The following is a 20,839-nucleotide window of genomic DNA, read 5'->3' as shown; positions in this document are numbered from 1 at the left end:
ACATGTTAAATCCATTAGCCCTATGGGTTTAGTAGTTTTTATTTTGTAAGTAAGAACAAATATCCATTGAAAATGGCAAAATGTTACAGAAAAAAGGAGGATTTAAATGGATAGTGAATATAAAAGTATCTCATGGAAAAGCTTAGAAAGTAACATCTTATTTATCGGACAAGATGTTTGTCCACCTAATTATTTTTATCGTGGTAATAATGTTCGGGACAATTATGTTATTCACTATATTCAGGAGGGACAGGGCGTTTTTTCCTCAGCAAATCATAATGCAGTTAGTTTGAAGGCGGGGGATGTTTTTATCTTGCCTAAGGGTGTCCCTTGTTTTTACCAGGCAGACGGTGAAAATCCGTGGAAGTATTTTTGGATCGGCTTCTCGGGGATAAAAATTAATACTATGTTGCAGGGATCAACTCTCGCTAGAAAAAGGTATTTGCGCCAAGTTCAACAAAGTAAATTTTATACTAGTCTGCGCCGGCTTTATAATACGTTGCGTGCGCCTAGTTCATTGCCTAATGATATATTAGTTGAGTCGCTTACTTACGAGATGTTTTATCATCTTGTAACGGAATATCCGAATAAACAAGAAAAAGACAGCAGCATGGCTAATAAGCAAATTAGGCTGGCTATTTACTATCTTCAAGAAAACTATCGCAAAAGTGACTGTACAATTGCAAATCTGTGTCAGCATATTAATATTTCGCGAAGCTATCTCTATACGATTTTTAAACGTGAAATGAATCTATCTCCACAAAAATATTTATCACAGTTACGGATGGAGGATGCTAAGCAGTTATTGCTTAATTCAAATAACCCGATCCAAGAAATTGCTCACCGCGTTGGGTATAAAGATGAATTTACTTTTTCAAAGGCGTTTAAGCGTTATGATGGGTTTAGTCCGCAGATATTCCGTAAAAATATTAGGAAAAATTAAAAGAGCCATGATTAGAAAATCCTAATCATAGCTCTTTTTAAATTACTTACGAACATTAAGAATTCCTTGGCCGATACCAGTAGGTGTATCTTTTTTAGCGTCAAGCATAATACCGCTGGCTTGACGCTTTTCAGCAGCTTGTTTGTGCATTGCTAAGAATAAATCGTTCATTGTAGTCATATGTAAATACCTCCGTTGATTGATTTTATTTTTTAAGTAATTAATTATCATTTTAGTGGCTCAGTAGCGAGCGTTTACTACTATAAAAGCTTTATATATCAATGTCAACAGGGTGTTTTAGGTTGTCCAAAAATTCACTAATAAGTCGAAAACGGTTTATTCTTTGTGGTTAAGGTTATGTTCATTATTTATTTTTTATGAAATTTACAATAAAAAAATGACTTTCACAAAGTTGTGATAAGCCATTTTAATAGGATATTTAGTTGTTTTCACGAGAGTAAGATGCAATATCAGCAAGAATTTCGTTCATAAATGCATCTTGGCTCATTTCATTTTGATCCTTTTCTCCATACTTACGTACTGAGACACCATTATTATTCTTTTCGTCATCACCAACAACAAGAGTATATGGAACCTTTTGGGTCTGTGCTTCCCGAATCTTGTAGCCCATCTTTTCATTACGGTGGTCAACAACAACACGAATATTAGCAGCCTTCATCTTCTTAGCAAGTTCGTCAGCGTATTCGCCATGAGCGTCTTCGTTAACAGGAATAATATGAACCTGTTCGGGAGCTAACCAAGTTGGGAAAGCACCCTTATAAATTTCAGTTAGGTAAGCAATGAACCGTTCCATGGTACCAACAACACCACGGTGAATCATAACTGGTTGATGTTCTTTACCATCTTGACCAACATAAGTAAGACCAAAACGTTCTGGAAGCATAAAGTCGAGCTGGATAGTTGACATTGTTTCGTCGTTACCAAGAGCAGTCTTAGTTTGAATATCAAGCTTTGGACCATAGAAAGCAGCTTCACCTTCAGCCTCGTAGTAATCAAGGTTAAGGTCGTCCATTGCAGACTTCAACATTGATTGGGACTTTTCCCACATTTCATCATTAGCATAGTACTTCTTAACGTTCTTAGGGTCACGGAGCGAAAGACGGAAGCTGTAATCAGTGATATCAAAGTCTTCATAAACACTCATGATAAGCTTTAAAATCTTAGCAAATTCTGCACGAATTTGGTCAAGGGTTACAAAAGTATGACCATCATTCAAAGTCATTTCACGTACCCGTTGAAGGCCAGAAAGCGCCCCTGATTTTTCGTAACGGTGCATCATACCAAGTTCGGCAATCCGTAATGGTAGATCACGGTATGAACGGATGTGATGCTTGTAGACTTGAATATGACTTGGGCAGTTCATTGGCCGCAATTCAAGCATTTCGCCATCACCCATGTCCATTGGCGGGAACATATCGTCACGGTAGTGTTCCCAGTGGCCAGAAGTCTTATATGCATCAAGGTTCATTAAGACTGGAGTATAAACATGCTTGTAACCATCGGCAACTTCGCGGTCAATGATGTAACGTTCGATTGTCCGACGAATAGTGGCACCCTTTGGCATCCAGTATGGCAAACCAGCACCAACTTTTGGATCGACAAAGAAGAGGTCAAGTTGATTACCGATAACCCGGTGATCACGTTCCTTAGCTTCTTGACGTTTCTTTAGGTCTTCTTCAAGAGCATCCTTCTTATAGAAAACAGTACCATAAATTCGTTGAAGCATTGGATTTGATGACATACCTTTCCAGTAAGCACCAGCAACGGAAAGTAAGCGGAGGTTCTTAACAACATTACCATATAGGAGGATATCATCGTCAGCAACAGCTTTAACATCACCTAATTGATACATTGCAATCATGCCATCTTTGGCATTTTCATTGATTAATTCTGTTGAGAACCGGTCTTCTTTAACTTCAGCAAGCGCATCATCAACAGGAACTTCGACAAATTCTACCTTAACATCATTCTTTGCCATTCCTTTAATGACGTCTTCAAGAGCAGGTAATTCATCTGCCGAAACTTGTTGATTATCCTTATCTGAGTCTACATGGAACCCATCTTCATCAGCAACAGCTTCACCGAGACGGATACCCTTAAATTCTTGCTTTAAAGCCGCTTTTAGCATTAATGCTGAAAGTTTACGTAATGCTTCTAATCCTTCTTTTGAATCCCGATCGATCTTTTTAACTGATCCATCTGGGGACATAACAGCAACTTGAGCCATAGTGATCTCTCCTTTAATATAAATAAAAAGCGTCCCTGATGCCTATTTAAAAGCATCAGGGACGTTAATTAACAATAATTAGCGTGGTTCCACCCATCTTTAGGACACACTAGTAGTATCCTCTCTAAGGTGCAGTAACGGACACGATCCGACTAGCCTTATGTCGGCTAATAATAAGGGAAGGTGGTACATCAATCATCATCGCTCACAAATACTTCCACTCAAGGTATTTGCTCTCTGTAGAGGATTCAGAATATGCTTATCCTTCAATCAATTGTCTTGATTATAGCACGCTATAAACTATTGACAACCCTTTTTACAAAATTAATGGGTAGTATTTTGGTGGGGCTGTACTGGTTGCGGATTACTCTGCTGTTGCGAATTATTATTTTGGTTACTTTGGCTTGATTGTTGTCCAGAGTTATTAGAGGATGGTTGACTATTCGATTGTTGCCCTGCGTTATTAGGTTGATCATGATGTTCTGTTGGTTGTTGTGGTTGCTGTGTTGAAGTAGACCCGGCAGTTGGTTGTTGCTGATTTGTAGAATGCTGGTCTCTTGTTGAGGCATTATTAGAACGGGTAGGGGAAGAAATGCTGTAGGTATCTTGAATATCATCGTTGTTATTATCATTGCTAGAACGATGCTTGTGACTACTACTATTACTGCTGCTTTTTTTATGTTTCTTTTTATGCGACGAAGTGCTTGTAGAAACTGTTGTATCACTATTGTCAACATTGACTGGATCTTGTTGTTTTACTAAGAAAATAACAATTGTAGCGATTAGGACAACTAAAAGAAATCCCAAGATAACCTTAAACATCCGCCGAGAGATACCATAGGGGTTCTTTTTCTTTGCGCTGGTGTTTTTGGTGGGATTGTGCTTACGCGGCGCTGGTTGTTTTGGCTTGCGACTAAAGAGTGACCGCTTCTTTTTTTCTTCACCCGGCTTTGGTGTGTCATATAATTCAACCCGAGTTGGACGACGCTTTTCATTATTTTGATTATTGTCTTGCTTATTATTCAATGATTTCACCTCATACTTAATGAGTAATATATCTAGTTACTTATTATACCATGGAGATGCTAGATGTATTAAAAAATGGCCGACTCATAAGGGGCCGACCATCTTTTGTATTTCTTCATAGCTATTTTGAGGGGGATAGTATAGAAGAAAAAATAGGGGTTTATTTATATTAGGGATTGTTTATACTATACCGTTTAAGTATGAATATTTTGTGAAAGAACATTAACAAAATAAAAAAAGCTGAAAAACTTTTCAGCTTTTTGAAATTATTCTTCAGCAGCTTCTTTTAATTGAGCTTCATGTTGGCCGAAACCTTTTCCTTCAGCAGCAAAGCGTTTATCACCTTTATAAAGCTCAACACATGTCCAAATTAAGAGGACAAGAATAACAATAATTGTGATATATGCTAAGACATCTGAGGTTCCTTTTGACCAAAGACCGAAACCTTCATAAGTAGCTGGAAGGTTATATAGGTTTAAGAAAGTAAGAGCTACTACAGAAACCCAACCGCAGACTTTAACCCAGCCACGATTCTTAAATTCACCCATTTCTACTTCACTGTTAGTCATCATTAATAATGGCAACATTGAGAATGGAAGAGCAAAGGCTAAGAATACCTGTGAATTTTCCATTAAAAGGTTCAAAGCAGTATGCTGTTGGATAGTATTTTCACCACTAGTCATCGCAACACAAGCAAGAACAGGAACAACGGAAATAATCCGAGTTACAAGTCGACGTGCCCAAAGAGGCATCTTCATGTGAATGAATCCTTCCATGATAACTTGTCCAGTTAAGGTACCAGTAATGGTTGAATTTTGTCCAGAAGCAAGTAAGGCGACAGCAAACAGTGTTGACAATACTCCGGATTTAGCAACTGCAATTAAAACAGGATTGCTAAGCATTGAAGTATTATTTAAGGCATCGTATAGTCCGAAGAAAGAACTGTCTTGAACAGCACCCGTCTTAAATACGGCAACCCCCATAATTAAAAGCAGGGAGTTAACGATAAATGCAAGGGATAATTGAATGTTTGAATCCCAAGTTGTAAAACGTACGGTTTGACGAATACTGTCGAGATCGTTATGATCGATTTTCCGTGTTTGAGAGATTGCCGAGTGGAGGTATAAATTATGTGGCATAACAGTTGCCCCGATAATACCTAAAGTACCAGTTAATGGCGTAATTCCACCAATTTCTGGGTGCTGAGCAATAGCTTTTGCAGAAGGAAGTAGCCCCATAAATACACCACCCCAGTTAGGATTGGATAGTGCTACTTGGTATGCAAAAACAAACAAAATAACTAAAATCAAACAAGCTACGATTGCTACGATTTTTCGGAAACCAATCTTGGTTAGTAATAGTAATACTAAAACATCAAGAACAGTAATGAATACAGCTGGAATTAACGGAATATGGAATAGCAGGTTTAAAGCAATGGCTGCACCAATAACTTCGGCGATATCAGTAGCCATAATTGCTAATTCAGTCATAATCCACAAAATAATACCTAATGCTTTACCGGTACGTGCCCGTGTTGCCTGAGCAAGGTCCATTTGACTCACGATTCCGAGTTTAGCCGCCATGTATTGAAGCAACATCGCAATCAAACTTGAAATCAAGATAGTAGTCATTAAGGTATATTGGAAGCTTTGTCCCCCAGTAATAGATGTTGACCAGTTACCTGGATCCATGTATCCAACAGCAACTAACGCACCAGGGCCGGAATATGCAAATAATGTTCGCCAGAATCCCTTTCCTTGGGGAACTTCGACAGTCCCGTTAATTTCTGCCAGTGACTTACCGTTAGCATATTCAATTAAGTGATGCTTACGGTGTTGATTTTTTGTGTCGTCCACGCCAAATCCACCTTTCATTTAATTTTTGTTAATTAGATTGGAAATCATAATTAACTTAGTTCGAATACTTTGTTAGGGTAACATAAAAAAATATATCCTGCAATGGAAAATCACCGTTATATTACCCTTTTGAACGTTTGTTGAGGGCTGGTGAGGGATAATGTTTGGCTTGCCTAATGTATGTTAAGCGCTTACGAAAAAAGTTAAAAATTTTCAAAAGTTTAAATAGTATATTTATAGTAGAAATATTCTACAATACATTTTTGCAGTAATCGTAAAAAAGACTTTGTGAAATTGTCGTAACATCTGGATGCTAGGTAAAACCATTTATTTCAGGATTGAACTTTGGATAATACTTAGTGAAGAAAAAAATCTTTTAAATTTACTATTTTTCAGTGAATGCTGTTAAATGGGCATTTATTGACTGAAGCGGGGATGAAGTTTAACGTTTTAGTAACCAAAAAAGAATGTGAGATAATTGTTGGACGTTTGACAATTAAGGCGTTTTCACACTATACTAGCTTTTGACAAATGATTAAATTCACAAGAGAGGTATTTGAATATGAAGGCACTTGTTTTAACAGGTAAAAAGCAACTTGAAATTGAAGATATTAAAGAACCTGAAATCAAACCTGATGAAGTTTTGATTCATACAGCCTATGCAGGTATCTGTGGTACTGATAAGGCATTATATGCAGGTCTTCCTGGCTCAGCATCTGCTGTTCCTCCAATTGTATTAGGACATGAAAACTCAGGTGTTGTTGCTAAGGTTGGTTCAGAAGTTACTAACGTTAAGGTTGGTGACCGTGTAACTGTTGACCCTAACATCTACTGTGGCCAATGTAAGTACTGCCGGACACAACGTCCAGAATTATGTGAACACCTTGACGCTGTTGGTGTTACCCGGAACGGTGGTTTTGAAGAATACTTCACAGCTCCTGCTAAGGTTGTATACCCAATTCCTGATGATGTTTCACTAAAGGCAGCAGCAGTTGTTGAACCAATTTCATGTGCAATGCACGGTGTTGATTTACTTGAAACTCATCCATACCAAAAGGCTTTAGTATTGGGTGATGGTTTTGAAGGTCAATTATTTGCTCAAATTTTAAAGGCTCGGGGAATTCACGAAGTTACTTTAGCAGGCCGCTCTGATGAAAAGCTTGAAAATAACCGTAAGCACTTTGGCGTTAAGACAATTAACACTACCAAAGAAGAAATTCCTGCTGATGCGTTTGATATTGTAGTCGAAGCTGTTGGTTTACCTGCAACGCAAGAACAAGCTCTTGGCGCAGCTGCTCGTGGAGCACAAGTATTAATGTTTGGTGTTGGTAACCCTGATGACAAGTTCTCAGTAAACACTTACGATGTCTTCCAAAAGCAGCTTACTATCCAAGGTGCATTCATCAATCCTTACACATTTGAAGATTCAATTGCGCTTCTTTCATCTGGCGTTGTTGATCCTCTTCCACTCTTCTCCCATGAACTTGATCTTGATGGAGTAGAAGATTTTGTCAGTGGTAAGTTAGGCAAAGTTTCAAAAGCTGTTGTAAAGGTTGGCGGCGAGGAAGCTTAGTCTTTATATGCTAAGAAATAAAAATTAGAGGGAATGAGCTGAGTTAGCTTACTGGTTTCTCTTTCTTACTTCTTTAATTAGAATTTGAACCATGATTTTTGATTTTTTCAAAAATTGTGGTTTTTTTATTTTTTGCCCTAAATGTTGACATGGTGTCACTTGAGTGTTAAAGTTAAGCTACTTTGATGAGTGACACGGTGTCACTGGATGGCTGGAGGGAAAATAATGCCTAGCACAACATTTCAGAATTTGAATTTAGAAAAAAAGAATCACATTAATGACGCACTATTAACAGAATTTAGTAGTCATAGTCTTGCTAGTGCGCAAGTAGCACGGATTGTAAAGCAGGCTGGAATTGCCCGTGGCGCATTTTATAAGTATTTTGATGATTTACGGGACGCATATCAGTATATGTATCGTGTTGCTATTCAAGATATTCACACCCCAATCACGCAATCAAACCACATGTTGACAGCAAGTGATTATATTGACCAAATTCAAGCTTTTGTTAATGAGATTAATGGAAGTCGTTATCGCGATTTTATGAAATTACACTTTCAAACAAATGAAGGCTTAATAAGAGATGAATCGAATCCGTATATTAAACCGCATAATGACTTAGAGTGGGGAGTGATGGTATTAAGTCATGAAACAATTAAAGACTGTCTTCTTCAGCCAGCAAAGCAAGAAGAAGCAATAGAAAGGCTAGCTAAAGCACTATCCGCATTATTGCAATAGGAGGTAAGAAACATGTTTTTAGCACTTAAAGAGATGAAGCATGAAAAACTCCATTATGGGTTAATTACAGCCATGATTGTTTTGATTAGTTATTTGATGTTTTTCTTAATGGGAATGATGTTAGGACTACAAAATGAGAATGATGCTGCAATTAAAGAATGGGGGACGCAAACTGTGTTCCTAAATAAAAATAGCAATGATAACCTCAGCCAATCGTTAATTACCCGGAATCAGTTGCCGACCAAAGAACAGAAACATATAGCACTCGTCGGTCAAGCACCAGTTGTATTAAAAACAGGTGGTGCCAGCAAGGAAAGCGTTCAATTTATCGGGCTTGATCCAGATCAGTTTATTTCCCGGGAAAAGGTTAAAGTAACGAGTGGTCATAAAGCAGAAAAGAGTAATGAGATTGTTGTTGATGAAAGCTTAAAGCATGACGGCTACCATTTAGGCGATCAAGTAACCATCAATTCGCAAAACGATAAATATAAAATTGTCGGATTCGTAAAAGATGCCAAGATGAGTGTTGCACCGGTTGTATATGGCGATTTATCGACATGGCGTAACTTACGCGGTGTAAATAATCAAGTTGTTGCAAGTGGAGTATTTTCGGACCAGCGGCTAAGTAAGAATGATTATCCTAAACTGGAGCATTATCCAGTTAAAGAATTTATTAATAAGTTGCCTGGATATTCAGCCCAAAATAATACATTTACGTTTATGATTGGCTTTTTAATGGTAATTTCATTGATTGTTATCGCGGTTTTCTTATATATTTTAACGATGCAAAAGATTAGTCACTATGCGGTAATGCGTGCGCAAGGGATTCCGGCCCGTCACCTTATTTTAGCGACAATAACCCAGTCTGTTATTTTGATGGTATGTGGGGTCTTGGGCGGAATTTTACTAACATTCATTACTAAATTAGTTATTCCGACATCAGTACCTGTGATTATGAATTGGCCGATAATTGCTTTAATGGCCGTGGGACTGATTATTTTAGGGATGATTGGATCACTTCTACCAGTAAGGATGATTGTAAAAATTGACCCAGTAAAAGCACTAAATTAATTTAGGAGGTATGCCTTATGTCGACAATGAAAATCTTAAACGTTAATAAGTATTATGGTCAGGGGATTAGTCGGGTTCACGTCTTAAAAGATATTAATTTTACTGCTCAGGCGGGGGAAATGAACCTGATCCTAGGACCATCCGGCTCAGGAAAAAGTACATTTCTAACAATTGCTGGTGGACTACAAACACCAACCTCTGGGAAGGTGCTGATTGACGGAATTAACCTACAGGAACTTTCGCCGAAAAAACGTGATGAGTTACGGCTAAAAAAGATTGGTTTTATCCTTCAATCGTATAATTTGCTCCCTTATCTAGATGTTGCCGACCAATTTAAGCTTGTCGATAAGATCAAGAAAAGCGGTAACGTTTCACGTGAAATGTTTGAAGAATTACTAGAAAAATTGGCAATTAAAAACTTATTAAAACAATACCCGTCTGAACTATCTGGTGGTCAAAATCAGCGGGTTGCTATTGCCCGTGCTTTATATACTGATCCAGCAATAATTCTTGCCGATGAACCAACAGCAGCCCTTGATAGTAATTTAGTAAGAATTGTTGGTCAATTATTTCATGATATGGCTAAGAAAAAAGGAAAAGCTGTAATTGCCGTTACGCATGATTTACGGTTGAAAAAATATGCCGATCACGTTTATGAATTAGCTGACGGGAAACTTACTGAGGAACATAAAATTCCCCAGGAAATAGTATAAGTAATGGTAAAGGATTATTGAGGAAGTTTATATTTTGTCCTTACTATTGTTATAATTATGATACTTATTAATGGTAAGGGGAGGGCAAAATGGCTTTTTTAGAACTAAAAAATATTTATAAATCATATTACCTCGATAAAGAAGAGTTTCCAGTTCTTAAGGGAATTAACCTTCAATTTGAGCGAGGCGAATTCGTATCAATCCTCGGGGAATCTGGCGGTGGAAAATCAACACTAATGAATATTATTGGTGGCCTTGATCGTGACTTTAACGGTGAGGTACTAGTAAATGGTAAGATTTTAGATCATAAAAAAGAAAAGCAGCTTGATAGCTATCGGCGAGCAACGGTAGGCTATATCTATCAGTCCTATAATTTGATCTCCCATTTAACTGTCTTAGATAATGTGCTAGTTGCTTTAGATATGACAACCTTATCTAAGGAAGAACGACGTAAAAGGGCGTTAGAGCTATTAGATAAAGTTGGGCTAAAAGATCAAGTGAAAAAACACCCTAATCACTTGTCGGGTGGTCAGAAACAACGGGTAGCAATTGCCCGCGCATTAGCAAGCGATCCACAAATTATCATTGCTGATGAACCAACTGGCGCGCTTGATTCCAAAAATACCCAAGAGGTTCTAGAACTTTTAGATAATATTGCTCGTGATGGGAAATTAGTAATTGCAGTAACCCATTCCCAAGAGGTAGCTGATAATGGAACACGAATTGTTCATCTAGCTGATGGAAAAATCGATGGTGATGAGGAATTACGCCCTTCATATCCAATTCCGCCTGACCCAACAAATATTACTCCGCGAACTTTACCCGCAATGGCTAGCTATCGGACAGCATTCAAGCATTTAACTTATAATTTCTGGCGGAATTCATTAATTATGCTAGGGACCGCAATTGGTATTTTTGCTGTGTTGCTTTTTAGCGGATTAGGGAATGGAATTAATGGTTATATTCAAAATCAAATCAATTCATTAGCCAATCCTCAAGCGATAACAGTTTTTAAGAATACAACGGGGAAGAAAATGACCCAAGAACAACTTCAGTCTTCCCTCGGCCAAACAATGGCTGCCGATCCGCAATCGATGACAATCAGTCATCATAATATAAAGCGGCTTAGTAGGATTGACAATGTGTCGTCTGTTCAACCGGGAATCTTAGTTAGTGCTTACCAGTTATCTTATAATGGCAACAAACAAAGTGGGACGTCACTTAACACTTGGAGTAAGGCAAATACTACGGACTCAGTGAAGCAAGGCCATCAGCCTAAAAATGGTGAAATTGTTCTTGCTAAGCAGCAGGCAATTCAGCTTTTGAGTGCTAAAAATTATAAGCAGATGGTAGGGAAAACAATTACATTGTCATTTAATTGGGTTGATAAGAATAATAATCCAGTACCAGTGACCGGGAAATTTAAAGTCGCCGGTATTACAGAAGGTGCCAGCACAACCACCGCAATTACCTACCAATCGATGCAACAATTATTAAGGGACGCAAATGCATCAACAGCAGCGAATGTTGTAACAGTAAATGTTAAAAACCTTGATAAAGTTCAAACCGTTGCTAACAAAATTGATGACCTTAGAGATGGCAATAATAAGCGTGTCTTAGGCGCAGTAACAGTTGGGTCAATCCTAAAAACGGTGAATACTTACGTCAGTCTTGCATCTACTGTTCTTGCATCAATTGCAGGAATCTCATTGCTGGTATCAGCTTTAATGATTATTGTTACGATGTATATGTCAGTATCGGAACGAACAAAAGAAATCGGCATTTTACGAGCATTAGGAGAAAGAAAAAAAGATATTCGGCGGTTATTTACTTCGGAATCTGTTTTTATTGGATTGTTTTCAGCACTCTTGGCTTTAATAATTGTGGCAGTTGTAACGGTAATAATAAACCACGCTCTGTATGGTTTAATTAAGTACAATATTGTCCAAATAACATTTGGAAACGTTATTTTTGCAGTTGTGATTGCGGTTGTAATTTCATTTATTGCGGCCCTTCTCCCAGCACGACGAGCAGCCAATCTTAATCCAATCGATGCTTTAGCAGCTGACTAGCGAAAAAACACCAATTTAAATTGGTGTTTTTTATTTTTTAAAAATTATTCTTAGGCAAGCCGAAAAATAGTGTATAATTATATTTGGAGGTGTTGAACTTGACAACAATATATGTTCACAATAATAATCAATCACAAACCGTTGCCTGTTCTGATGGTACCCAAGGTGTAATGAGGGTTAAAGATAATGGCGTTGTACCACATTACAGTTTTAAGTTTTATAGCCATGCGCATTTAGGTTTTTGGCTAGATAAAACGCAATTTCGTGATGGTAAGTCACTAATTGTAAAAGGTATATTAGAGAATGAAAAGTTTAAGATCCGATTTATCGACTAACAAAAAGGACGCTTAGAAGTCATGTACTAAGTTAATCTTAGAATGAGTTCTAAACGTCCTTCTTTAATTACAATTGGAGGATCCCAATTAATATTCACTAAATTAAATAATTTTTTCAGCATGACTCAAAACATCGGCAATTAAGGTCATTACCTGTGGATCTTCGAGATGATAAATTACGGTTTTACCTTCTCGACGTTGCTGAACTAAATTATATTTTCGTAATAGCTGCAGTTGGTGGGACACCCCCGATTGTTCCCAGTTCAACTTCATACTAATTTCTGAAACGCTCATTGAATGTTGAATAAGCAGATATAATAACTGCAATCGTTTCGGATTGCCAAGCAACTTAAATAATTGGCTGATTTTATTAACGTTTGGAATATCAGTCGTCCGACGGTTTACCACGATAAATACCACTTACTTTCTATAAACTCCCTAATGTTAGTTCGTGAATATTAATAATAAACTGCTTACTCTTATTCTAAAACAGACGAAGACGTTTTTAAAACAAAAAAAGCAAAAAGTATAGATTTTCTTATACTTCTTACTTTTATTGAATATAAATATATTTATTGAAAAGGGACTACAATGCTAAACGTTGACCAACAAAAATAGTGTAAGGACTTTGGATGTTGTTCTTAGCAGCAATTGTTCGCCAGTTTAATCCGTGGTAGGCAGCGATCTTGGAAAGCGAATCACCGTTTTGGACTACATAACTGCCGTGCCCTGTGGTTGAACGGTAATTGTTTGTCTGTGTACTAGTTGAGCGAACATTCGTAGCTGTTCCACTAACATGTAGTTGTTGACCAACCCGAATTAAGTTTGGATTACTAATATGGTTAGAGGAAGCTAACGCTGAGGTAGTGGTATGGAAACGTACGGCAATACCAGAAAGGGTGTCTCCTTGTTGAACGGTATATGTACCATTGCTTACGCTAGTTTGGTGGTTAGTGTTATTTTGCTTAGCTGGCGTTGAAGAACTGGCTTGGCTATTTTGCCGAACAGTTAGAACTTGGCCAACCCGAATTAGATTAGGATTAGTAATATGATTTAACTGCGCCAAGTTACTATAAGTAGTGCTGAACTTGCTTGCAATGCCAGAAAGCGTATCACCACGTTGAACAGTGTAGGTATTTACATTGTTATTGTCGTTCTTAGCTTTATTTTGCTTAGCTGGTGTTGCTGGCGTATTGTTTTGTTGTTGGTTAGCATTTTGCCGAACTAATAGCCGCTGACCAACATAAATCCGATTAACATTGTGGATATCATTTAATGATGCGAGCTTACTTACAGTAGTATTGAACTCACCTGCAATTCGTGATAAAGTGTCGCCGCCCTTAACCGTGTAGTAACCAGTGTTTGAAACAGTTACATTTGTTTCTGGTGTTTGCGCACTTTCTGTTTGCTTGTTAGTAACAACTTTGCCTGATAGTGCGACGGCATCTAATTGGTTTAAGTTGTACGTTTGAACAAAACGAATTAAAGTACTAGCATAATTTGGATCAGTAGCATAGCCGTCTTGGCGAAGTTTTCTTGCAACTGAAGCATAATCAGTATCACCAAGCAAGTTACGGTAGCGGCTATTTACGTTAAGGAAACGACCATGGTCAGCCACTGATTCAGAATTGTTTGCATAAGCCCGGAAGTTAGCATTTACATATACGCTACGACCATTGTAAACTTCACGAGTACGCATAGTAATTGAGTTACCATTGTATGAACCTTTAATTCCAAAAAGGTTATGTGCTTGCGTAGATAAGCCTGAACGACCCCAGCCGCTTTCTACGATAGCTTGAGCAACGGTAACTGAAGGAAGGACTTTGTATTTATTCCAACCTTCGATAGCGCCAGGAGCAACGCTTTGGATAAATGCTTGTTGTGATGCATTATTACTAAAATGGAGGCTATTGAGATCAGTAGTATTTTCTTGGCTGGCGCTAGTAGCTTGTGGAGTAGCTGGAGTTGCCTGCTTTTGTTCACTGGCTTGGGAAGATGCAGGAGTGGCAGCAGAGGCAACGGTTGATGAAGCCTGACTTTCAGGTGTGGTTGCACTGCTTGCAGGGGTTGCACTAGCACTTGAAACGGTACTTTGGGTAGCACTTGAAGCACTGTTACTGTCATTATTGCTTTGATTATTGGTAGCAGCGACCGGTTGAGCAGACGTTGCAGGTGCATTATCGGCGGCATGGGCAACGGCACCAGTAGTAGTTAATAAGGTGACGGCAGTTAATCCGGCAAACATCCATTTCTTTCCGCTTTTATACATTTTGAAATGGGTTGATGGATCAGTATTAGATTGACGATTCATTGGCAGAGACTCCTTTTTATATATTAAAGTTCTTAAACGCAATATTTATAAGTGGCTTGTTAATCATTTCATAAATTAGAATGCTGAAAAAGCACTAAAATGTTTAAGAAGTTCTAAAGATTTCAACTACTATAAAACTAGCATTAATTTCAATTATCGTCAATTTAATTTGGGATGGATAGTACGGTAAAAGCTTTAAATCCGTTGTTTAAGTCTTGTTAAATCAATAATTAGTTGATTCATATGTCCTTTTTATCAATTGAAAAACAATTTAAAACAAATGACAGAATAAACATATGTAACTATAATGCTTTTTAGAGAATTGTAAATTAAGTTCAAAAATAATCATCGATTGTTCAAATACAGTAGGCTATAATAAAGTAGTTTAAATTATTAATTGATTGAAATGAGTAGTAAACGAGGAGTTTTAAAATGGTTGCTAAATTAAAAGATGTCGCCCAACTGGCTGGTGTTTCAGTAACCACAGTTTCACGGGTAATCAATAATTATGGTTCGTTGAGTCAAAAGACAATTGATAAGGTTCATGCAGCGATGAGGGAGTTGAACTACCAGCCAAACGCGCTAGCGCGGGCAATGCAAGGAAAACCGTCAAAATTTGTCGGCTTAATTTTTCCAAACCTAACCAATCCTTTTTTTGCCGAATTAGCTAATGAATTGGAACATCAACTGTTTAAAAAGGGATATAAGACGATTATTGCCTCTTCAGCACAAAATCCTGAGATAGAGCATGAATATTTAAATATGTTAATGGCTAATCAGGTAGACGGGATAATATCAAGTTCACATAACCTTGATATTGATGAGTATCACCAATTGACTGCGCCGATTGTATCATTTGACCGATATTTAGCAGATAATGTTCCAATTGTGGCCGCAGATAGTTACCATGGTGGCGAATTGGCAGCAAAGTATCTAGTTGAACATCATGTGCAGCACTTAGCGGTTATTGTCGACGAGGATACGTCCGTGTCACCAACGATTAATCGGATTCAGGGAGCACTTGATTTTCTAAATAAGCAAAATCTTGATTTTGAACCATTAGCAATTCAAGAGTTAGACTTAGAAGCGACTTTCCCAGGAGATTATGACGGGGTCCTTGCTTCGAATGATGTTCAAGCATTAACTATCTATAATCTTTATCGTCAAGCTGGCAAACAATTGAATAGTGACTTTTTTATCACTGGCTACGATGGTTCACATTTGATTAGGAAGATAGCGCCATACTTGCCAACAGTTATTCAACCAATTCCCGAATTAGCGCATGAGTTAATTCAAACATTAATGAAACGGATTAAATCTCCAAATGAAAACATTACAACAACAACGATTCCGGTTGAATTTTATCAGCCAAAATAAAAATAGTGCTCGTGGCATCAAGGCTACAAGCACTATTTTTATTTTCTCTCTAAATTGCCAAAATGGCATAAGCCGTAATATTACTTACTTTGCATGAACCGTTGAAGCAATTCGACTTCTTCTGAAGTTACTGGGGTGTTGGATGATTTAATCTCGTGAATCCGTTCAACAGATAGGTGACTGCCGAAAGCAACTTCATTATCATTTAAGTCATTTTCACGCTCAAAGTTAATCAATTCTTGAGCAAGCTCACTCAAATTGTCCATGAAATAAACTCCTCCTTAATGAATGGAATTATTGAATTAATATTCTCCTTATGTCCTATTCTAAATCAAGACACGGTTTGTTACCAAAATTTAGTTTAGCACAGTTTGAACTTATCCTAGTAGTTATTTTCTTAAATTTATCCGTTTGTTTATTAGATTTGACGACAAGCGGGTGAATTTGTGTGATAATCAAGGTAAATATTTTTAGAGAATGGGGTATGGATAAGTTATGAGTTGGAATTGGTTAGGATGGGTATCTTGGATATGTTCGATTCTCTTTTTCTGCTATGTGATCCATTATATTCGAGTACACCAGTTAATGCTGATTGCTAAGACAAAAAAGGTATTGGAAAGCAGCTTGGTGGTTCGCTACATAATTTTGCTAATTGTATCATTGGCCTGGTTAGGCAGCATGCTTTACTTAACATTCTTTAGACCAGTTGATATCAATAATCACCAAGAAACAAGGACGTCGATTACGTGTCAGCCGCTCCAAATGGGGAATAAGTCTGATGATTTTTATTATGTTTTAGCAACCCGGAGTAAAAGTGGCAAGCACCCGATTGTCTCATATACTTACTGGGCTGGAGATGATAAGTATACGACAAATTCACGATTTGGTTCAGTATCCGATGGTTCTAGAATTATTAACTTAAATGCTAGTGCTTTACCATGGGATAAGAAGCAGCTGGAAAGAGAAGACGCTAAAACCGGTCATGCATTTGCAGCCGTGATGAACGTAAAGTATAAAAATACGATAATAAACGGTTTGGGATTAAAGGCAAATCGGAATGCCGCCACATATACTTTACTGCGGGTACCGTCTGCTGATATGGTTTCTGAAAGATAAGATGAAAACACAACAAATAGTAAAATTAAAATGGGTGGCACTTGCTAGTCTTTTGAATAACACTGGTGCCGCTTTTTTATGGCCGCTAACTACGATGTATCTTCATGACTATCTTAGACAAAGCTTGACAACGGCAGGCTTTGTAATGCTTATTATGTCTATTGCAATGATGAGCGGAAATTACCTTGGTGGGTGGCTATTTGATCATTGGCAACAGTATCAAACAGCGTTATTAGGCGTTAGTTTATCGACAATTGCAATTTTTCTTTTGATTTTTATTCATGATTGGCCATGGTATGCCGTTTTAATTACGATAAATAGTTTTGGCGATGGAATTAATGCAACTATTGTGAATTCTTATGGAGCAATGGTAAGCGGTCATACCTCACGATATGTTTTTAATTACATTTATATGGCGTTTAATATTGGGGTAGTTATTGGAACCTTGCTTGTTGGAATTTTATTACCAATTAGTGTAGTAGTTGTTTTTGCTGTCGCAACTATTTTTTATGCAATGCTGCTGATGCTAGTAACATTAACTTTCAATGTCAAGCTGACGGCACTGAAAGAAAAAGCTGCTACTAAGCATCATCAACATGTTCCTAAACAATTGCATAGTCGCTGGATTATTCTTGTTTGGTTTATTTTGATAAATTATATTACAATTCACCTCAGTTACTCTTTGTGGGAAAGTGTGATGGCTGTTCATATGACTAATATGGGAATACCATTCTATGCATATAGTATGTTATGGACATTGAACGGGGTATTGATTATTGTCGGACAACCACTGGTTAATAAGTTAAGCCCCTATATGAGACTATCGACACAAATCATCATTGGGATTTTTATTTTTGCTTGCTCGTTTTTTTTATTGATTTTTGCCCGAACATTGGGAGCGTTCGTGTTAGACTTTGTTATTTTAACCATTGGCGAAATGACGAGTTTTGCAGGGTTGCCTGCCTGGATTACGCAATTGACTAATGTAGATGAAGCAGGCCATTATCAGGGGTTGCTTAATATTATGATGTCAATTGGACGAGCAATCGGTCCGTTATACGGAGGCTTTATTATTGAAAAAGGAAGTTATCAAGCCCTCTTTTTATCTGTTTTCGGAATGATGATTACTACTCTTCTGGTTATTTGCATTTATTTATGGCGCCTTCACCGGTTACAACGTCATCTTAATTTTGAGAAATAATACCCAAAATGGGGAAGCTATGGTAAAATCACTATGTATTATAAAAGCATTGATGTAGAAACAAAATACCTACGTAAATAACAGGGAACCAGTAGTATTGAGAACTGGTAGTAGGCATGATTCACCTCTACTAGCTGAATAGGTGAAAACATAGTAGCTTATTTCGGTTGACCCGTTATCGTCAGAAGTTATTTCAAACTTCATGAGGCAGTGACTGTGAGGTTATTGTAAATAGAGGTGGAACAGTGATTAATATCGCCCTCTAAGGCTTAATAAGTCTTAGGGGGCTTTGTTTTTATACATAACGAAAGGGGAATATGAAATGGAATATCAAAAGCCAAAGGGAACAGCAGATATATTACCGGGAACCACGAGTCTCTGGCAAAAAGTAGAGCAAAATGCACGGGAAGTTTTTAACCAGTATGGTTATCGTGGAATTCGGACGCCCATGTTTGAAGATTATAATGTTTTTTCACGGAATGTTGGGGATACCTCTGATATTGTAGAAAAGGAAATGTATGATTTCCATGATAAGGGTGACCGTCATATTGCGCTTCGTCCAGAAGGTACAGCTGGTGTTGTTCGTGCTTACGTTGAAAATAAGCTTTATGGACCGGAATATCCCAAACCATATAAAGTTTATTATATGGGACCGATGTTTCGCTATGAGCGGCCACAGTCAGGACGTCAACGTGAGTTTCATCAAATTGGGGTTGAAGCGTTAAATAATGAATCACCACAAATTGATGTCGAAGTTATTTCAATGGCGATGGCCCTTTTTAAGAAATTCGGTGTGCCAAATGTCAAACTAGTAATTAATACGCTTGGTGATAAAAAAGTTCGCGAAGACTACCGCGAAGCATTAATTAATTACTTAAAACCACATTATGATGAATTAAGCAAGGACTCTCAAGAACGTTTATATAAAAATCCATTGCGGGTGCTAGATAGCAAGGATGCTGGCGATAAGAAAATTGTCGCAGAAGCACCATCAATCTTAGAATATCTTGATGATGAATCCCAAGCTTATTTTGATGAAGTTCAATCCTTATTAAAAAAACTAGGGATTGATTTTGAAATTGATACCAATATGGTGCGGGGATTAGACTATTATAACCATACGATTTTTGAAATTATGTCTGATTCTTCAGTTTTCGGCGGCGGATTTACCACTGTTTGTGCTGGTGGACGGTACAATGGATTAATTAATCAATTAGGAGGTCCTGAAGAAGGTGGTATTGGCTTCGGGATGGGTGTTGAACGTTTGATGCTCCTTCTCCAAGAGGAAAACCCTGAATTTGCACCGCAAGATCAGTTAGATGTTTTCTTTGCCAGTGCCGATGCTCAAGGGGATGAATTAGCGTTTGAAGTTTTGAGTAAGGTACGTCAACATGGAATCATTGCTGATAAGGACTACAGTGGTGTGAAAGTCGGTAAGCAAATCAAAGAAGCTTTCCGACGTAACGCAAAGTATTTTGCTGTTTTTGGTTCTCGTGAAGTAGAAGAAGGAGAATTTCAATTAAAGAATGCAGCAACAAAAGATGCAGTTGATGTAAAAGTAGCTGACTTTATTGCTAATCCAGCACAATATTTGAAGTAAACAGAAAAAGAGGCAAGCGAAATTGATAAATCTCGCAACCTCTTTTTTAGTTTACAGATTAAGATGTGATTTTGATTTAGCGACAAATACTTTTGAGTGCATTATAGTTAATATTTCTATTCTTATAATCATCTAACAATGTGTTAATAAGGCGATCGAGTTCACGCTGTTCCTTTTCACTTAGGGTATGGTAGGCTGCTTCAGCAATTTTATCACGACGAATCAGTAGCTTATGGGCGGCTTGAATCCCTTCATCAGTTAGCCGAATTTTGAATTCTTCATTGTTAATAATGCTAGTAGTAGCAAGGTTATTAGCTACTAATGCCTTAGTTGCATCCTCAAGTTCACTTGGTCGATAATCAAAGTCATAAATTAATTGGCGACTTAATAGGCCGTCTTTGTGTTGCCGCAAAATCCGAAGAAGACGATGGAAATTATGACGATCAGGATAACCAGGTAGGCAGTATTCACCGCGTCGTTCTTCTTCAATATGAACATGACATTTTAAGAGTGATTGATATTCTTCAAATTCTTTAATATCTAAAAATAACTTAGTTGTTAATTCTGACATACGATTTACCTCCAAATCAATTCGCTAAAACTTCCATCACTTATTATAATAATATTAATATTGATGTATTAATAGGAAAATGCCTTGG

The 20,839-nt window shown here is 37.5% G+C and carries 19 protein-coding genes; 11 read left to right on the top strand and 8 right to left on the bottom strand.

Going from position 1 to position 20,839, the window contains the following annotated elements; all coding sequences use genetic code 11:
• The first annotated feature begins 106 nt into the window (after positions 1-106).
• Positions 107-943, top strand: coding sequence for an AraC family transcriptional regulator (locus DTK66_RS04025; RefSeq protein WP_191667862.1), 837 nt, complete (start codon positions 107-109; stop codon positions 941-943).
• Positions 944-985: 42 nt separating this feature from the next.
• On the opposite strand, the gene DTK66_RS04020 is transcribed toward DTK66_RS04025, so the two are convergent.
• The 4 genes from DTK66_RS04020 to DTK66_RS04005 all read right to left on the bottom strand — a co-directional run bounded on the left by DTK66_RS04020 (position 986) and on the right by DTK66_RS04005 (position 6,073).
• Positions 986-1,123: a hypothetical protein gene (locus DTK66_RS04020; RefSeq protein WP_191667861.1), complete on the bottom strand. Its 138-nt coding sequence runs from the start codon at positions 1,121-1,123 to the stop codon at positions 986-988.
• A gap of 259 nt (positions 1,124-1,382) precedes the next feature.
• Positions 1,383-3,191: a threonine--tRNA ligase gene (gene thrS, locus DTK66_RS04015; RefSeq protein ID WP_153931427.1), complete on the bottom strand. Its 1,809-nt coding sequence runs from the start codon at positions 3,189-3,191 to the stop codon at positions 1,383-1,385.
• A gap of 324 nt (positions 3,192-3,515) precedes the next feature.
• Positions 3,516-4,217, bottom strand: a complete 702-nt coding sequence (locus DTK66_RS04010) for a hypothetical protein (RefSeq protein ID WP_191667860.1) — start codon at positions 4,215-4,217, stop codon at positions 3,516-3,518.
• A gap of 266 nt (positions 4,218-4,483) precedes the next feature.
• A complete protein-coding gene (locus tag DTK66_RS04005; RefSeq protein WP_368356241.1) occupies positions 4,484-6,073 on the bottom strand; it encodes an Nramp family divalent metal transporter in 1,590 nt (529 codons plus the stop codon).
• Positions 6,074-6,635: 562 nt separating this feature from the next.
• Here DTK66_RS04005 and DTK66_RS04000 point away from each other — a divergent pair.
• The 6 genes from DTK66_RS04000 (at position 6,636) to DTK66_RS03975 (ending at position 12,575) form a co-directional block, all read left to right on the top strand.
• Positions 6,636-7,646, top strand: coding sequence for a zinc-dependent alcohol dehydrogenase family protein (locus tag DTK66_RS04000; protein WP_153931430.1), 1,011 nt, complete (start codon positions 6,636-6,638; stop codon positions 7,644-7,646).
• A gap of 225 nt (positions 7,647-7,871) precedes the next feature.
• Positions 7,872-8,384, top strand: coding sequence for a TetR/AcrR family transcriptional regulator (locus tag DTK66_RS03995; protein WP_191667858.1), 513 nt, complete (start codon positions 7,872-7,874; stop codon positions 8,382-8,384).
• Between the two features lie 12 nt (positions 8,385-8,396).
• The gene (locus tag DTK66_RS03990) at positions 8,397-9,455 is read left to right on the top strand and encodes an ABC transporter permease (protein ID WP_191667857.1); all 1,059 of its coding nucleotides are present in this window, start codon (positions 8,397-8,399) and stop codon (positions 9,453-9,455) included.
• Positions 9,456-9,472: 17 nt separating this feature from the next.
• The gene (locus tag DTK66_RS03985; RefSeq protein ID WP_153931433.1) at positions 9,473-10,168 is read left to right on the top strand and encodes an ABC transporter ATP-binding protein; all 696 of its coding nucleotides are present in this window, start codon (positions 9,473-9,475) and stop codon (positions 10,166-10,168) included.
• An 89-nt stretch (positions 10,169-10,257) separates the two neighbouring features.
• Positions 10,258-12,240 (top strand): ABC transporter ATP-binding protein/permease, encoded by a 1,983-nt coding sequence (locus DTK66_RS03980; RefSeq protein ID WP_191667856.1) that lies wholly within the window; start codon positions 10,258-10,260, stop codon positions 12,238-12,240.
• A 98-nt stretch (positions 12,241-12,338) separates the two neighbouring features.
• A complete protein-coding gene (locus DTK66_RS03975) occupies positions 12,339-12,575 on the top strand; it encodes a hypothetical protein (protein WP_191667855.1) in 237 nt (78 codons plus the stop codon).
• Between the two features lie 102 nt (positions 12,576-12,677).
• Here the strand turns inward: DTK66_RS03975 and DTK66_RS03970 are convergent, their stop codons facing one another.
• Both DTK66_RS03970 and DTK66_RS03965 read right to left on the bottom strand, forming a co-directional pair.
• Positions 12,678-12,995, bottom strand: a complete 318-nt coding sequence (locus DTK66_RS03970; protein ID WP_076460125.1) for an ArsR/SmtB family transcription factor — start codon at positions 12,993-12,995, stop codon at positions 12,678-12,680.
• A 166-nt stretch (positions 12,996-13,161) separates the two neighbouring features.
• On the bottom strand, positions 13,162-14,886 hold the full coding sequence (locus tag DTK66_RS03965) for a LysM peptidoglycan-binding domain-containing protein (RefSeq protein WP_191667854.1): 1,725 nt from the start codon (positions 14,884-14,886) through the stop codon (positions 13,162-13,164).
• A gap of 432 nt (positions 14,887-15,318) precedes the next feature.
• Here DTK66_RS03965 and DTK66_RS03960 point away from each other — a divergent pair, with 432 nt between their 5' ends.
• The gene (locus DTK66_RS03960) at positions 15,319-16,263 is read left to right on the top strand and encodes a LacI family DNA-binding transcriptional regulator (RefSeq protein ID WP_153931436.1); all 945 of its coding nucleotides are present in this window, start codon (positions 15,319-15,321) and stop codon (positions 16,261-16,263) included.
• Positions 16,264-16,343: 80 nt separating this feature from the next.
• Here the strand turns inward: DTK66_RS03960 and DTK66_RS03955 are convergent, their stop codons facing one another.
• Positions 16,344-16,529 carry an LBP_cg2779 family protein gene (locus DTK66_RS03955; RefSeq protein WP_003665077.1) on the bottom strand — a complete coding sequence of 62 codons (186 nt, stop codon included), beginning with the start codon at positions 16,527-16,529 and terminating at the stop codon, positions 16,344-16,346.
• 229 nt (positions 16,530-16,758) lie between these two features.
• Here DTK66_RS03955 and DTK66_RS03950 point away from each other — a divergent pair, with 229 nt between their 5' ends.
• The 3 genes from DTK66_RS03950 to hisS all read left to right on the top strand — a co-directional run bounded on the left by DTK66_RS03950 (position 16,759) and on the right by hisS (position 20,180).
• Entirely contained in the window at positions 16,759-17,379 is a 621-nt protein-coding gene (locus DTK66_RS03950) for an LVIS_2131 family protein (RefSeq protein WP_153931435.1), read from the top strand.
• A 1-nt stretch (position 17,380) separates the two neighbouring features.
• Positions 17,381-18,580, top strand: a complete 1,200-nt coding sequence (locus DTK66_RS03945) for an MDR family MFS transporter (RefSeq protein ID WP_191667853.1) — start codon at positions 17,381-17,383, stop codon at positions 18,578-18,580.
• Positions 18,581-18,902: 322 nt separating this feature from the next.
• On the top strand, positions 18,903-20,180 hold the full coding sequence (gene hisS, locus DTK66_RS03940) for a histidine--tRNA ligase (RefSeq protein ID WP_153931535.1): 1,278 nt from the start codon (positions 18,903-18,905) through the stop codon (positions 20,178-20,180).
• 76 nt (positions 20,181-20,256) lie between these two features.
• Here the strand turns inward: hisS and DTK66_RS03935 are convergent, their stop codons facing one another.
• Positions 20,257-20,751, bottom strand: a complete 495-nt coding sequence (locus tag DTK66_RS03935; RefSeq protein WP_153931534.1) for a winged helix DNA-binding protein — start codon at positions 20,749-20,751, stop codon at positions 20,257-20,259.
• Between the last annotated feature and the right edge of the window lie 88 nt (positions 20,752-20,839).

It is taken from the genome of Limosilactobacillus walteri (genome assembly GCF_014830205.1).
GTDB classification, from domain to species: domain Bacteria; phylum Bacillota; class Bacilli; order Lactobacillales; family Lactobacillaceae; genus Limosilactobacillus; species Limosilactobacillus walteri.
Note: the sequence above shows the minus strand (reverse complement) of the source record. Positions and strands in the feature narration are given on the sequence as shown.